General features: G+C 66.5%; 11 protein-coding genes and 1 pseudogene. 5 read left to right on the forward strand and 7 right to left on the reverse strand.

Annotated features, from left to right (window positions below):
- Positions 1-250 precede the first annotated feature (250 nt).
- Complete coding sequence (locus ACLP25_RS30320) at positions 251-1420, reverse strand: ABC transporter substrate-binding protein (RefSeq protein ID WP_442472804.1); 1170 nt, start codon at positions 1418-1420, stop codon at positions 251-253.
- Between the two features lie 356 nt (positions 1421-1776).
- On the opposite strand from ACLP25_RS30320, the gene ACLP25_RS30325 reads away from it, so the two are divergent.
- The 4 genes from ACLP25_RS30325 (at position 1777) to ACLP25_RS30340 (ending at position 3997) form a co-directional block, all read left to right on the forward strand.
- Entirely contained in the window at positions 1777-2310 is a 534-nt protein-coding gene (locus tag ACLP25_RS30325) for a MarR family winged helix-turn-helix transcriptional regulator (RefSeq protein ID WP_442472805.1), read from the forward strand.
- Between the two features lie 280 nt (positions 2311-2590).
- Complete coding sequence (locus ACLP25_RS30330) at positions 2591-2824, forward strand: hypothetical protein (protein WP_442472806.1); 234 nt, start codon at positions 2591-2593, stop codon at positions 2822-2824.
- 228 nt (positions 2825-3052) lie between these two features.
- Positions 3053-3256: a type II toxin-antitoxin system VapC family toxin gene (locus tag ACLP25_RS30335; protein WP_442472807.1), complete on the forward strand. Its 204-nt coding sequence runs from the start codon at positions 3053-3055 to the stop codon at positions 3254-3256.
- A gap of 114 nt (positions 3257-3370) precedes the next feature.
- Entirely contained in the window at positions 3371-3997 is a 627-nt protein-coding gene (locus ACLP25_RS30340) for a YqgE/AlgH family protein (protein WP_442472808.1), read from the forward strand.
- A gap of 542 nt (positions 3998-4539) precedes the next feature.
- Here the strand turns inward: ACLP25_RS30340 and ACLP25_RS30345 are convergent.
- From ACLP25_RS30345 to ACLP25_RS30370, 6 genes and pseudogenes are all read right to left on the reverse strand, one after another.
- Entirely contained in the window at positions 4540-5040 is a 501-nt protein-coding gene (locus ACLP25_RS30345) for a hypothetical protein (protein ID WP_442472809.1), read from the reverse strand.
- A complete protein-coding gene (locus ACLP25_RS30350; RefSeq protein ID WP_442472810.1) occupies positions 5033-7879 on the reverse strand; it encodes a 2Fe-2S iron-sulfur cluster-binding protein in 2847 nt (948 codons plus the stop codon). The genes ACLP25_RS30345 and ACLP25_RS30350 overlap by 8 nt, the downstream gene beginning before the upstream one ends.
- Positions 7876-8133 carry a sarcosine oxidase subunit delta gene (locus ACLP25_RS30355; RefSeq protein ID WP_442472811.1) on the reverse strand — a complete coding sequence of 86 codons (258 nt, stop codon included), beginning with the start codon at positions 8131-8133 and terminating at the stop codon, positions 7876-7878. Before ACLP25_RS30355 ends, ACLP25_RS30350 begins: the two co-directional genes overlap by 4 nt.
- 11 nt (positions 8134-8144) lie before the next feature.
- Positions 8145-9398 carry a sarcosine oxidase subunit beta family protein gene (locus ACLP25_RS30360; RefSeq protein WP_442472812.1) on the reverse strand — a complete coding sequence of 418 codons (1254 nt, stop codon included), beginning with the start codon at positions 9396-9398 and terminating at the stop codon, positions 8145-8147.
- Entirely contained in the window at positions 9395-10048 is a 654-nt protein-coding gene (locus ACLP25_RS30365) for a TetR/AcrR family transcriptional regulator (protein WP_442472813.1), read from the reverse strand. The genes ACLP25_RS30360 and ACLP25_RS30365 overlap by 4 nt, the downstream gene beginning before the upstream one ends.
- Before the next feature lie 2 nt (positions 10049-10050).
- A pseudogene (locus ACLP25_RS30370) lies at positions 10051-12459 on the reverse strand (GcvT family protein); the annotation flags it as partial.
- A gap of 464 nt (positions 12460-12923) precedes the next feature.
- Between ACLP25_RS30370 and ACLP25_RS30375 the strand changes: the two are divergent.
- The coding region (locus ACLP25_RS30375) for a hypothetical protein (RefSeq protein ID WP_442472814.1) at positions 12924-13700 on the forward strand (777 nt) is incomplete at its 3' end.

The raw sequence follows: 13700 nt of genomic DNA on the forward strand, positions 1-13700 counted from the left end.
GCCGGCCACCTTCCCCCCGGGGGGGGGGAAGGGACGCCCCTCTCCCGCCGGGAGAGGGTGGCGGCGAAGTCGCCGGGTGAGGGGAAGCTGGCGCCAGCATATCTCGTCTCGGTCTACGCACAGTCTCATGCGCCGCTGAACGGATGTCGCGGGGAATCGGAGGGGCGGCGTCTCGCCGCCGGGCGCCTGAGACGGGCGCCCTCCGATAGAGCGTGGAGCCGTCCGTTCAAACATGCATATCGGCGAGCGATCACTGCGGATCGGGCAGAAGCGTCCACTTGCCATCGACGATCTTGATCAGAACCCGCGAGCGCTTGTCGAGGCCGGAATGGTCGGTTGGCGAATAGGTGTAGACGCCGTGGTTGGCGGCGAGCTCGTGCGTCGTCTCAACCGCGTCGCGGAGCGCCGCCCGGAATTCCGGCGTGCCGGGCTTGCCTTTCTCGAGCGCCGCCTTCACGCCGCCGAGCATGATCGCGGTGCAGTCGGCGAGATGGGCGCCGAAGGCGGCGAACGGCGTCTTGTTGTTCTCCTCGTAGGTCTTGATGTAGGCGAGGCCGATGGCCTTGCTCGGATGGCTGTCGGGCAAAAGGCTCGCCACTACGACCGGCCCGGCCGGGAACACCGTGCCGTCGACGTCCTTGCCGCCGACGCGGACGAACTCCATCGTCGACACGCCGTGCGTCTGGTAGATGGGCTTCGAGTAGCCGAGCTCCTTCAGCGCCTTCTGCGGCATGACGGCGACCGTCCCGGAGGCGGCGATCAGCACGGCGTCCGGATTGGCCGACAGGATCTTGAGAGCCTGCGCGTCGACGCTGGTGTCGGTGCGCTGGAAGCGCTCGACGTCGACGATGTCGATCCCGCGCTCCTTCGCGGCGGCCTTGGTCGCGGTCAGCCAGCCCTCGCCATACCCATCAGTGTAGCCGAGGAAGGCGATGGTTTTGACGCCGTTCGCCTTCATGTGATCAAACACGGCGGCGGCCATGATCGCGTCGTCCTGCGGCGCCTTGAACACCCAGCGGCGCTTGTCGTCGAGCGGCGAAACCGTCGACTTGGTCGGCACCATGGCGCAGTAGGGCGTCTTGGTCTCGGCCGCGACGTCGACCATGGCGAGGGTCGCGGGCGTCGCCGACGAGCCGATCAGAATGTCGATGTCGTCCTCCGCGACGAGCTTGCGCGCGTCGGCGACCGCCTTGGTCGGGTCGGTCGCGTCGTCGAGGACCGTGTATTCGACCGTCTGCCCGGCGACCTCCTTTGGCAGTTGCACGACCGTGTTCTTCTGCGGGATGCCGAGCGCGGCCGCGGGGCCGGTCTCGGAGACGACGATTCCGACGCGGATCTGCGCTTGAGCGGCGGCGGGCGCGAGCGCGCCGAGCGCCGCGCCGAGCACGAGGACTTTCGAGGCGGGGAGATTCGAGGACATGGGGGAGTCTGCTCCTTGATCGAGTGCGTTTCCTGAAAACCTTGGGCACGCCCCGGTTCGTCCCCGGATTTGGTTCGCGCAATAATTGTTATTGAACATATCTATCGTTCCGTGTCAATGTGGGGCGAGGAAGAATTCTGGCGAGGGCCAAATAACGGGCCGATTTATCCAAGCCCTCGTCCTGAGGAGCGGCGCCGCAGGCGACGCGTCTCGAAGGACGCTCCAGCGCGCACGATCGCGCCTTCTGGATCGCCCTTCGAGACGCCCGCTACGCGGGCTCCTCAGGACGAGGTCTCCGGGGAAGCCCGCTGATGCTTGGTAGCTGCGAATTCCGAAAAAATGCGCGGGAGGCGCGGGTGAGCGCGACGGCTTCACGGCCCCGCAGGGCCGCAGACAAGGACGAAGCCGCGGGCGACGGCGCGCCGCGCAGCGATCCTGCCGCGATCGACTACGGGCCGCTCGACCGGCGGATCGGCTATCTCCTGCGCCGCGCGCAGATCGCGGTGTTCAAGGACTTCTTCGCCGCCTTCGAGTCTCATGACCTCCGCCCGGGGCAATATTCGATTTTGACCGTGATTGAGAGCAATCCGGGCCTGAAGCAGGGGGAGGTCGGGGAGGCGCTCGGCATCAAGCGCGCCAATTTCGTCGCCATGATCGACGAGCTCGAAAGGCGCAAGCTTGTGCGCCGCGACCCGACTCCGGGGGATCGGCGCAGCTACGCGCTGATGCTGACCGCCAAGGGCGCGAGCCTGATGCCCGAACTGCACGCGATCTCGGAGCGGCACGAGCAGAAGATTGTCGACGCGATCGGCCCCGAGACGTACCGCAACCTGTCCGCGCCGCTCAAGACGATCGCGCGGCTTTTCGATAGGGACAGCGAGGAGGGGTGAACGCAAGAGCGGCTTCGCCCCCCAGGGTAACGACAAACTGCGCTCCTGGGAACGGCAATGCGACCGCCGGCAGAATGATCTCAGGCAGGAACCGTCTAGCAGACTAGAATGAAGGTATCGGGCCCCCAAACCAACAGGATCTTCGGACCAACCTCGGTAGACTGGCAGCCTCGGCCTTGATCAGCTTAAGTTGATCTGAGGAGCCGGAGCGCGTTGACCCCGGCCCCTTGATCCGGGACCGACCTACGGTCCAGCAATTCTCTCTTGACGGAGTCCCCCTATGCTCAAGACAATCGCCTTCGCCACCCTGGCCGCTGCTCTCGCCTTTCCCGTCGCCGCATCCGCCCAGGGCGACACAGGCTACGGAACCTATGGCCCGCAACAGGGTTCATCGACCTTCGATCGCGCGTGGAACCAAGCCAACGAGAGCAAGACCTTTACCTATGAAACCGCGAACGCGGTGCGCCATCACTTCTATGCCCCTCATCATCACGTTTACCACCACAACTGGTGATCTGAAGCGGGTGTGACCAGCCGCGCCGCTGCTCGCTTGTCCCATCGGGCGGCGCGACCCCCTCCTCGAAGCCACGCAGGCGGCGGATGCCGTCCTCTACCACGTTTCTGAAGCGGGCGCCGTTGCGACGACGCTCTCGCGGCTCGAGGTCGCCAACGCCTTTCAGCCCTCCGGCGGAAACGCATCACGGCGCTCTATCGGGATCAGTCGCTGACCGAGCTTGCCGCGATGCCGATCACAGTCGATGCAGACACCGACGCGTATGCCTGGACGACGACGCTGCGGTTGGCCGAGCGTTATGGCCTGACCGTTTACGACGCGACCTATCTGGAGCTCGCACAGCGTCGCAGTCTGCCTCTCGCCACGCTGGGCAAGGCGCTCCGTGAGGCGGCGGCTTCTCTCGACATCATGCTCCTCGGGTTGGAGGCATGACGGCCGAACGGCTCCCGGCGCTTTCCCAAGGCCTCGTGGCTTCAGTCGATAACCGCCCTCCTTTGGAGACCGTCGCGCCCGTGCTAGAATTGCCAGCCCTGGAGGCGCTTATCCATGTCCGCGATCGCTCGTCTGGGCCTGCTTGTCGCAGCCTTCGTCCTGCAGACCGCGCTCCTCAACGCGGCGCTGCCCACTGAGCCTGAGGAAGCGACGGCCCATTCCTCGCTCGCCGGCCAATTCCTGATCGCCGCTCCCGCGATGGGCGACTCGCGCTTCGAGCACACGGTGATCCTGATCGTTGAGGACGATCAGACCGGCGCCCTCGGAATTGTGCTCAACAAGCCGATGGGAGAGCAACCGCTCGCCAGCCTTCTCGACGCGGTCGGCGAAAAAACCTCGGGCGTCACCGGCAGCGTGCGCGTCTTTGCGGGCGGACCGGTTGAGCCGCAGGTCGGCTTCGTCGTCCACAGCGCCGACTACCGCTTGCCGGAGACCCTCGCCATCAATGATCGCCTGTCGCTGACGTCGAGCGTCAAGATCCTGCGCGACATCGCCAACAAGAGCGGGCCGGTCAAAATTCTGGTGGCCTTCGGCTACGCCGGCTGGGGACCCAACCAGCTCGACCAGGAGATCGAAGCGGGCGCCTGGGCGACCGCGGAGGCCGATCCGACGCTGGTTTTCGATGCGGACAGGGACAGTCTCTGGGACGACGCCTGGAACCGCCGAACCCAGCATCTGTAGCCGCGGTCGACGACCGTGGGCGATGACCGGCGTCGCCTTAGCTGTTGGTCGCGCCATTGGAACCATCAACAACACCGCGTCATGGCCGGGCTTGCCCCGGCCACCCACGCGAACACTGTCCTTTCTTGATAGGCTATTGATTTCGTTGTATAATCTATAAGAGCGTCGCGAACGGCCCTGGCGCGGCGTGGATGGCCGGGACGAGCCCGGCCATGACGGTTTGGGGAGGCCAGCCAAGATATCCGCACTGGCGCAGCCAACGGACAACGCGGTAAGAGCCGACAATTATTTCCGGAAAATCGGAAACCGTGCTACTGTCCCTCCATGAAACGTTCCGGCCATACGCAAAGTGTTTCTCGTCGCTGCCAATGCGGGAGCCGCTTCGTCTCGAAGGCTGTTGCATTTGTTCGCAAACTCGCGATCAACTCGTTGAAAAGGCTCGATTCGGGGGTGAATAAGGGGGTCAATTATGGCGCTGAACGCGTATTGAACGCATGCCGAACGGCGTTGAACCGCGCCCGAACGAGGTCCGAGCGCCGCGCTCACGCCCCGTCGAGCCAGGTCGCGAGCGCTTCGATCCACGGCGCCTCAACATGCAGGCGGAAGCCTCTCTCCGTGCGGGCGATGAGGCACCGCCGGCCGGCGAACAGGACCGCGGCCGAGGGCGAGCCGGCGGACAGGTCGGCCGCCGTTCCCTGCATCAGGACGAGCGACGCGCCCTTGCCCTCGACCTCGATCGCGACCCAGCCGTCGTCGACGGTCGTGGCGCAAAAACCCTCGCGCCAGCCGTCCGACGCGCGGAGCGGCGCGGGGGTCACCAGCAGCGCCCGGTCGCGCGCGATGCGGAGCGCATGCGCGCCTTCGGGGACGAGCCCGTAGAGGCCGACGAACGGCGCGCCGGGCGCGAGCCCGGCGAACGCCGCGTCGAGGTCGCCGGAGACGAGCGTCTGCCCGAGCCCGCCAAGCGCCCGCGCCGAAAAGCCGGGCTTTGCCACCAGCGTCCCCTCAGCGCGGCGCGCCGGCGCCCAGTCCGTCTCACGCATGAAGCCGCTTCCCTTGCGGATCGAGCGCGACGGCCGGGGCAATGCGCGCGCGCCGCTCGGCCCCGAGATGATAGACGGCGAGGCTCTCGCCCATCCGCGACGCGCCGTCGGCGATCAGGCCGAGCGCGACCGGACGCCCGAGCGTCGGGCTGAAATAGCTCGACGTGACATAGCCACGCGACCGGCGCTCCTTGCCTTCACCTTCGACCGCATGCGCGCCGGTCGGCAACGGCGCCTCGCCTGCGCCGACCTCGAGCCTGACAAGCTGCTTGCGGCCTGGGTCCTGGGCGACGGGCAGGAACAGTGAGCGCTTGCCGATGTACTCGTCCTTGCGCTGCGCCCTCGGGGCCGAGACGCCAAGGTCGTGCGGCATGGTCGCGCCGTCCGTGTCCTTGCCGACGATGATGTAGCCCTTCTCGGCCCGCAAGATCATCAGGGCCTCCGAGCCCATGAGGCCGCCGCCGAACGCCGGCAGCGCCGCGACGATCTTCGCCCGCAAGGTTTTCGCACGCGAAAGGGAGACCGACAGTTCGTAAGAGCGGTCTCCGGTAAAGCTCACGCGGGCGATGCGAAGCGGCGCGTCCTCATAAGTCCCGGTCGTAAAAGCCATGTGCGGCAGGCTCTCGTCGTCAAGCGCGACGCCGAGATCGAGCGCCGCAACGCAATCGCGCGACCGAGGGCCGGTGACGGTCAGCGTCGCCCACTGGGCTGTCCCATCATGGATGAAAACGCGGCGCGGATCGAACCGATCCTGCCGCCAGAGCTCGAGGCGGGTCACGACCGCGTCCGTATGGCCCGAGGAGCACGACACCAGAAAGCGGTCGTCGGCGAGGCGCAGCGTCACGCCGTCGTCGTCGACGATCCCGGTCTCCGACAGGATGAAGCCGTAGCGGATCTTGCCGGGCCTCAAGGTCGAGAGCCGGTTGTAGCTGTGGAAGTCCACCAGCGCCGGCGCATCGGGACCGATGACCTCGATCTTGCCGAGCGACGATCCGTCGAACAGCGCGACCGTGTCGCGGGCGCGCCTGGCCTCGGCTTGGATCGCGAGGTCGGGGTCGTCCGGACCGTACCAGGCGGGCCTGAGCCAGCCGCCGTATTCGCGCATCTGGGCGCCGTCGGCGCGGTGCTCGGCCTCGAGCGGTAGGCGCTTCAGCGGATTGAGGTTTTGGCCGCGCCGCCGCCCGCCGACGACCGTCATCGGCACGGGGACGAAGGGCGGGCGGTAGGTGGTGGTCCCGGTCTCGTCGATCGTGCGGCCGGTCAGCGCCGCCATCGCGGCGAGGCCGTTGACATTGGAGGTCTTGCCCTGGTCGGTCGCCATCCCGAGCGTGGTGTAGCGCTTCAGGTGCTCGACAGAGACGTAGCCCTCGCGGCCGGCAAGGATCACGTCCTTCAGTGTCACGTCGTTCTGAAAGTCGATCCAGCGGCGCCCGGGGGCGTCCGGTTTTGGCCAAAAGGGCGTGACGCGATAAGACCCGCGCGGCGCGTTGGGCGCAGAACCCTCGCCGCCGCCTGCGGCATGGCCCTCAGCCAGCGCCCCGTCGAGCGTGAACGCGCCGTTGGCCGCGCCGGCGACGGTCACGCCCGCGACTTCGGCGCTGGGGACGAGCGCCGCGAGGGTTTCGTCGTAGCGGAGCTTGCCGCGCGCCTGCATGTAAAGGTGCACGGTCGGCGTCCAGCCGCCGGAGAGCAGAAGCGCATCGGCCGGCCGCGTCTGGCCAGCCGCCTTGACGCCCGTGACGCCGGAGCGACCGGCGACGCCGTCGATCTCGGCGCTGCGCGTGACCCTGAGCCCGGTCGCCGGGCCCTCCGCGCGCGTATCAAAGATCTCGACCTCGGCGCCGGCCTCGGCAAGCGCCTCGGCCACAGCGTAGGCGCTGTCGTTATTGGTCGCGACCGCAATCCGGCGGCCGACCAGCACAGCGTAGCGGCGGAGATAGGCGAGCGCCGCGTCGGCCGACATCACGCCGGGACGGTCGTTGTCGGGGACGGTGAGCGGCCGCTCGATCGCCCCCGCCGCGACGACGATCCGTTTCGGCCGGATGCGCCAGAGCGCGTCGGGCCCGTCCGCGCGGCGCTCCCAGGCGCAGACGAGGTTGTGGTCGTAGACGCCGAAGGCGGTCGTCGAGGTCAGGACGCGGCCGCCGCTCTCGGCGACGGCGGCGCTGACGCTGTCAGCCCACTCCCGCCAGCCGCCGCCTTCGATCGTCCCGCCGCGATGCGCGAGCTGCCCCCCGATGTCGGCGTGGTCGTCGATGAGAAACACCACGCGGCCCGCCCGGGCGGCGGCGCCGGCCGCGGCGAGGCCCGCCGAGCCAGCGCCGACGACAATGAGGTCGCAATGCGCGTTGAAATGCGGATTGTCCGCCGCCGGGCGATGATCCGGATCGAGGCGGCCGAGGCCCGCCATGGCGCGGACGACCGGCTCGAACGTCTCCCAGCGCGGCCAGATGAAAGTCTTGTAGTAGAAGCCGGACGGCATGAAACCGGAGGCGGCGTCGAGGAACGCGGTGCGGTCGTCCGCCGCCGTGGGCGCGGCGTTGACGGAGCGCACTTCGAGGTCGTTCTCCAGCGCTTCGACCGTCGCGCGCAGGTTCGGCGTCGTTCGGCCTTCGCGCGTCACGTCGACGATCGCGTTCGGCTCCTCGGTCCAGGCGCCCCAGACTCCGCGCGGCCGGTGATACTTGAAGCTGCGACCGACGATGCGGACCCCGTTGGCGAGGAGCGCCGAGGTGATGCTGTCGCCCGCCGCGCCGAAGTACGCCTTGCCGTCGAAGGCGAAGGCGAGCGGTCGGCCGCGATCGATCGCGCCGCCGGTCGGAAGACGGGAGCCGCTCATCGCGTCCGCCCCGGCGTTTCGGAGGACAGCACCGCGTTCGTCACCGTATCGCGGGTCATGGCGAACATGTCCATGCAGGTCAGATGCAGCCAGATCTCACGCGCTACGCCCTTCGGATTGGCGTTGACGTACAGGTACTCTGCCCACGCCTCGTTGGAGACCGTCTCCGCCGGCTCGGGCCGCGCCTTCGGCTCGCCCACGTAAGTGAACTCGGTCTCGTCGCGGGAGCCGCAGAAGGGGCAGGGGAACAGCATGGGGGCGGCCTCTAATGCGCGATGCCGGAGCCCGCGGCCTCGTCTATCAGCCGCCCCGTCTCGAAGCGGTCGAGGTCGAACGGGCGGCTGATCGGATGATGCGCGCCGGTCGCCATGAGATGGGCAAGCAACGTTCCGCCGGCCGGGATCGCCTTGAAGCCTCCGGTCCCCCAGCCGCAGTTGAGAAAGAGGCCGGGCACCGGGGCGGGTCCGATAATCGGCGAGGAATCCGGGACGAAGTCGACGATGCCGCCCCATTGGCGCATCAGCTTCAGCTGGCCGAAGGCGGGGAACATCTCGGTCAGGCCCGAGACGACGATCTCCTGCATCGGCGGATTGCCGCGCTGGCCGTAGGACGGGACGCGGTCGAGCCCGCCGCCGAACACGATCTCGCCCTTGTCCGACTGGCTGGCGTAGGTTCCTGTACCGAGATGCAGAAGAACGATGTCGAGGCAAGGCTTTAGCGGCTCGCTCACCATCGCCTGCAGTGCGTAAGAATGGATCGGCAGCTTGACGCCCGCCTTGGCCATGAGCTGAGACGAATGGCCGGCGACCGCGACGCCGACGGCTTCAGCCCGGATTTCGCCCAGCGTCGTCTCGACCCCGACGCAGGCGGCGTTCTCAATGACGAAGCCGATGGCCTCGCAGGCCTCGACGATGTCGACGCCGAGGCCGTCGGCGGCGCGGGCGTAGCCCCAGGCGACGGCGTCGTGTCGGGCCGTGCCGCCCCTCGGGTGCCAGACGCCGCCGTTCGGCAGAAAGCGCGAATTGAGCGACTGGGTCATCAGCGGCAGCCGCTTGCGGATCTCGTCGGGCCCCCAGAACTCGGCGTCGACACCGTTGATCTGCATGGCGTTCACGAGGCGCGCCGCAATCTCCAGCTGCGCCGGCGTGTGCGCGACATTGAGGATGCCGCGCTGGCTCAGCATGACGTTGAAGTTGAGCTCGCTGGACAGGCCCTCGTAGAGCCTGAGGGCGAGATCGTAGAGCGCGACCGATTCGGGATAGAAATAGTTCGACCGCACGACCGTCGTATTGCGGCCGGTGTTGCCGCCGCCGATCCAGCCTTTCTCGATCACCGCCACGCGTCGGCGCCCGTGGGTTTTCGCCAGGTAATAGGCGGTCGCCAAGCCGTGACCGCCCCCGCCCACGACGACGAAGTCGTAAGTCCGCTGAGGCTTCGGTTTGCGCCAAGCCTGCGGCCAGCCTCTGTGGCCGCGCAAGCCCTCGCGAACAATGGTCAGTGCGGAATAGCGCGCGCTCATGGCAGGTCTTCGAAGTCCTCTGCGCCGGCGTGGCTGAGGGCGTAGGTTCGGAAGGCGGCGAGCTCCGCCTCGAGCGGCCGCACGCCGGTGAAGGTCTCGAGATAGCGCGGAGCGAGGTCGAGCCGCGCCTCCATAGCCTCCTTGATGTCGAGGGCGTAGTACCCGATTTGCATGGTATAGAGCACGCGCGCCCTGACCAGGGCGTCCTCCGGGGCGTAGCCATGCCGCACGAACATGGCCTCGATCGCCGCCATGCGATCGCGGTCGGCGCAGTCGAGCCGCCGTCGCGCAGCCTCAGAGAGCCGCGCCCATTCCCGCACCGCCACGTCGAGCCGGGGACTGAAAAGAGACGCGTCGACCCAGCAACGGAAGACGTTGCAGACGGCCTCCGTGATGGTCGCGGCGGGCGCCTCGGCCTGCCGCACGATCGATCCGGTGTTTCGGGCGTCCCAGCGCTGCAGCAAGCTTTCCAGCAGGTCGTCGCGGCTGCGGAAGCGCCAATAAAAACTCGACCGCGACACGCCAAGCCTTTCGCTGAGGTCGAGCACGGTGAGGGCGCCGATCCCTCGTCGAGCCAGGAGCATGAGCGCAAGGTCGAGCCAGTCGTCGCGCGGCGCCCGGGCGTCGCCCGGCGCCGGGTGCGCGGGCATCCGCGCATCGCCTTGCCCGCCGGGTCGTAGGGCGACGGCGCGATGACGCGCGCCTTGCGCTCGACGCCGACCACATGGACGGCAAGCTCGGTTCCCACCGCGGCGCTCTCCGGCGCGACGAGCGCCATGGCGAGGCTCTTGCGGATCGTATGGCCGTATCCGCCGGAGGTGACGAACCCGATCTTACGGCCGTTCCGCCAGACCGGCTCGTAGCCGGAGGCGTCCGCGTCAAGCGCGTCGATCTCCAGGGTGACGAGTTGACGGGGCGGCGGCGGCCCGTCGCGCTCGGCCAACGCCACCGCCCGGCCGACGAAATCGCCCTTGTCCCAGGCGATCCACCGGTCCATCCCGGTCATGCGCGGGGTGTAGGCTTGGGTGAACTCCGCCGACCAGATGCCGAAGCTCTTCTCCAGCCTCAGCGCGTTGAGGGCGTTATTTCCGTATTCCCTCACGTCGAGGTCGCGGCCGGCCGCCAACAGCGTTCGCCGCAAAGTTCCATGATCGAGCGCGCGGCAGTTAATCTCGTACCCGAGTTCGCCCACGACCGAGATGCGCGCGACCCGCGCCGTCACGAGGCCCACGTCGACGACGCCCGCCGCCATGAACGGCATGGCGGCGTTGGAGACGTCCTGATGGGTGACGCGCTCGAGGAGCGCCCGCGCCTTCGGTCCGGAGATCGAAAAGCCGATCACGTCGTCGGAAATCTCGCGCACGGACGCGCCGTTTCGCGCATGGTCGGCGAACCAGCGCATGTGCCACGCGCGCAGGTAATAGGAGCCTTCGATCCAGAAGGTCCCGTCGCCCCAGTTGATGACAGTCAGGTCGCCCTTGAGCTTGCCGGTTTCCGAGAGCATCGGGGCGAGCTTGGCGCGTCCGGGTTTCGGCAGGCGGGCGACGGTCATCGAATCGAGCCAGCGCTCGGCCTCGGGGCCGCTCACCTCATAGCGTGAGAAAGGCGCGATATCGAGCAGCCCCACGCCCTCGCGCACGGCGTGGCATTCGGCCCCGACGATGTCGAAGGCGTTGGAGCGCTTCAGAGTCGGCTTTTCTCTGAAATCGGGAGAGGCGAAGTAGAGCGGGGTTTCGAGACCCCACGAGTTGCCCCACTTGGCGCCCGCCTCCGTCATCGCGTCGTAAGCCGGCGTTGTCCTCAGCGGTCGGCCGGCGGGCAATTGCTCGTTGGGATAGGTCATCACGAACCGGCGGGCATAAAATTCGCCGGTGGTCTGCCGGATGTATTCGCGATTGGACGCGTGGGGTCCATAGCGGGCGATGTCGAGGGCGAAAGCGTCTGCGGCCGGCTCGCCATGAACCATCCATTCCGCCAGCGTCTTGCCGACGCCGCCGCCCTGAAGGAAGCCGGCCATGACGCCGCAGGCAAGCCAGTAGCCGCGTTTTCCAACGATCGGGCCGACAAGCGGATTGCCATCGGGCGAGAAGGTGAAGGCGCCGTTGACCCATTTGCGGATCCCGGCGGTTTGAAGGACCGGATAGCGGCGGTGGACGAGTTCGAGTTCGCCCGCAATTCGGTCGATGTTCTCCTGAAGGAGTTCGACGCCGTAGTCCCACGGCGCGCCGTCCATGGACCAATGTTGCGGGTTCGTCTCGTAAATGCCGACCAGCATGCCCTTCTGGTCCTGGCGCATATAGGTATGGCCTTCGAGGTCGACGACCATCGGCATCTCGGTCTTCAGCGCTGCGACCTCGGGAATGGTCTCCGTGATGAGATAGTGGTGCTCCAGCGGCGAGACGGGCAGTTCGAGCCCCACCATCCGGCCGACCTGCTTTGCCCATAAGCCGGCGGCGTTCACGATATGCTCGGCGTGAATCATTCCGTTTTCGGTGACGACGTCCCAGGTCTGGTCAGGCCGCTGCTTCAACTCCAGCACACGGTTGTGCTCGATGACTTCCGCGCCTCGTTTTTTGGCGGCGCTGGCGTAGGCCCAGACCGTGCCGGTTGTGTCGACGTAGCCCTCCCGGTCGGCCCACATGCCGCCGAGCACGCCCTCGGTGTCGATGATCGGGCAGGCGGCCTTGATCTCCTCCGGCGTGACCAGGCGTACGTCCTCGATGCCGATGGCCTGGAACCGCCGATAGTTCGACTGAAGCCATTCCCACCGCTCGGGCGCCGAGGCGACGTGGATCCCGCCCGTCATGTGCATCCCGATCGCGTGGCCCGATTCCGCTTCGATCTCCTTGAGCAGATCGATCGTGTAGGCTTGAAGGATCGCCATGTTCGGATTGGCGTTGAGCGCATGGAATCCGCCCGCCGCGTGCCACGAGGAGCCGGCGGTCAGAACGGAGCGCTCCACCAGCGCAATATCGGTCCAGTCCAATTTCGCAAGATGGTAAAGAACCGAGGCGCCGACGACCCCGCCCCCAATGACCACAGCGCGGTAGTGCGATTTCATGCGCGCTCCTCGAAAAACCGCCAATCTCAAAGGCTAGCCAACTCTTTTCAGGCCGTCTAGACACTTATGTCCAGACAGCCGTGGCGGCTCGATTTTGGGTGAGGTGTGGCTTTTGTCACCTTGTCGCACCGCGCGGAATATGGGTATGGAGGGCGGGCCCCGAGGCGGGGCTTAGCTCGCGGGCGGGGGCCGGTCTGCCGGTTCAATGCGGAACGGTGTGGGCCGCGAGTCGAGGCGCTTGGGCCTCGCGCAGATCCATGAACGTGTGCGTAGGGAGAACTCGATCGGCTGCGGGACCTGGGGGGGGGGAAGGTTCAGGCTAATCGCATGCTAAGTTTGGAGGAATTGACTGGTCATGGTTTGAGGCGGAGCGGCTGTTTTGAGATCGCGGAAGACGTTTGGCGCACCGTATAGCGCCGCCAGGAGTGTGAGAGGGTGCACGCGCTTCGGAGCCATGAAGACTGATGATTCGGAGCGCCGTTCCGACGCTGGGGCTGATCGTTGCGCTTGGCGGCGTTAGCGCCGCGCTGGGCGACGATTTGTCGCTGGCTGAATGGCCGTTGCTGTCGCCGGCCGTCCCCGCTGTGACGGGGGTGTTTCCACGGCTGGCGGAGAACTGGAGCGATCTGCCGCTGCAACTTCACGTCCAGGAGACCGTCGGCTACAATAGCAACATTGCGAACTCCCCAACCGGGCCGGGCGCGTCCGCGGATCTCTATGGACGTCCGATCGGAGCGCTGGAATCGATCTCGACCTATGGCGTCGAGTTCAAGAACGAAGTCAGCGGCCAGCAGTTTTTTGCGGACGCCTATTGGGGCATGAATCGGTACTTGAACAACGGCTTCTTCAATACCGCGCACCACAATGAGGATATAGGCGACAATTTCACCTACGGCTCGAAATGCGCGGGAACCTTGAAGGCCTCGCAGGTAACCGCTCCGTCTCTACCGGGACAGCAAATTGGGTTTAACGTTATCAACACGACGAGCACGGTATCCCTCAGCGAAAACGCAAAATGCATCGTGACCGGCGAGTACGCCGCGATTTTCAACAGCGGAACATCAACTTCAACAAACTCAGCGGAGCTAGACCAAGCCAACAATTTTCAATCAGTATTTGTTGCTGCTGGGATAAGCTATACTGTATCAGATACCAATAGTCTTGAGCTCTTGGCTACCGTGACCGGTACGGATTATACTGATAGGCAGCTTGTTTCTGGTGAACAAGGTCTGTTAAATAAG

The organism is Roseiarcus sp., from assembly GCF_052145395.1.
Classification (GTDB): Bacteria; Pseudomonadota; Alphaproteobacteria; order Rhizobiales; family Beijerinckiaceae; genus Roseiarcus.

What these genes read in the sequence shown, in the direction of transcription:
- ACLP25_RS30320 (WP_442472804.1), bottom strand. Translation starts at nt 1,420, where the DNA reads ATGTCCTCGAATCTCCCCGCCTCGAAAGTCCTCGTGCTCGGCGCGGCG.
- ACLP25_RS30330 (WP_442472806.1), top strand. Translation starts at nt 2,591, where the DNA reads ATGCTCAAGACAATCGCCTTCGCCACCCTGGCCGCTGCTCTCGCCTTT.
- ACLP25_RS30335 (WP_442472807.1), top strand. Translation starts at nt 3,053, where the DNA reads ATGCCGATCACAGTCGATGCAGACACCGACGCGTATGCCTGGACGACG.
- ACLP25_RS30340 (WP_442472808.1), top strand. Translation starts at nt 3,371, where the DNA reads ATGTCCGCGATCGCTCGTCTGGGCCTGCTTGTCGCAGCCTTCGTCCTG.
- ACLP25_RS30345 (WP_442472809.1), bottom strand. Translation starts at nt 5,040, where the DNA reads ATGCGTGAGACGGACTGGGCGCCGGCGCGCCGCGCTGAGGGGACGCTG.
- ACLP25_RS30350 (WP_442472810.1), bottom strand. Translation starts at nt 7,879, where the DNA reads ATGAGCGGCTCCCGTCTTCCGACCGGCGGCGCGATCGATCGCGGCCGA.
- ACLP25_RS30355 (WP_442472811.1), bottom strand. Translation starts at nt 8,133, where the DNA reads ATGCTGTTCCCCTGCCCCTTCTGCGGCTCCCGCGACGAGACCGAGTTC.
- ACLP25_RS30360 (WP_442472812.1), bottom strand. Translation starts at nt 9,398, where the DNA reads ATGAGCGCGCGCTATTCCGCACTGACCATTGTTCGCGAGGGCTTGCGC.
- ACLP25_RS30365 (WP_442472813.1), bottom strand. Translation starts at nt 10,048, where the DNA reads ATGCCCGCGCACCCGGCGCCGGGCGACGCCCGGGCGCCGCGCGACGAC.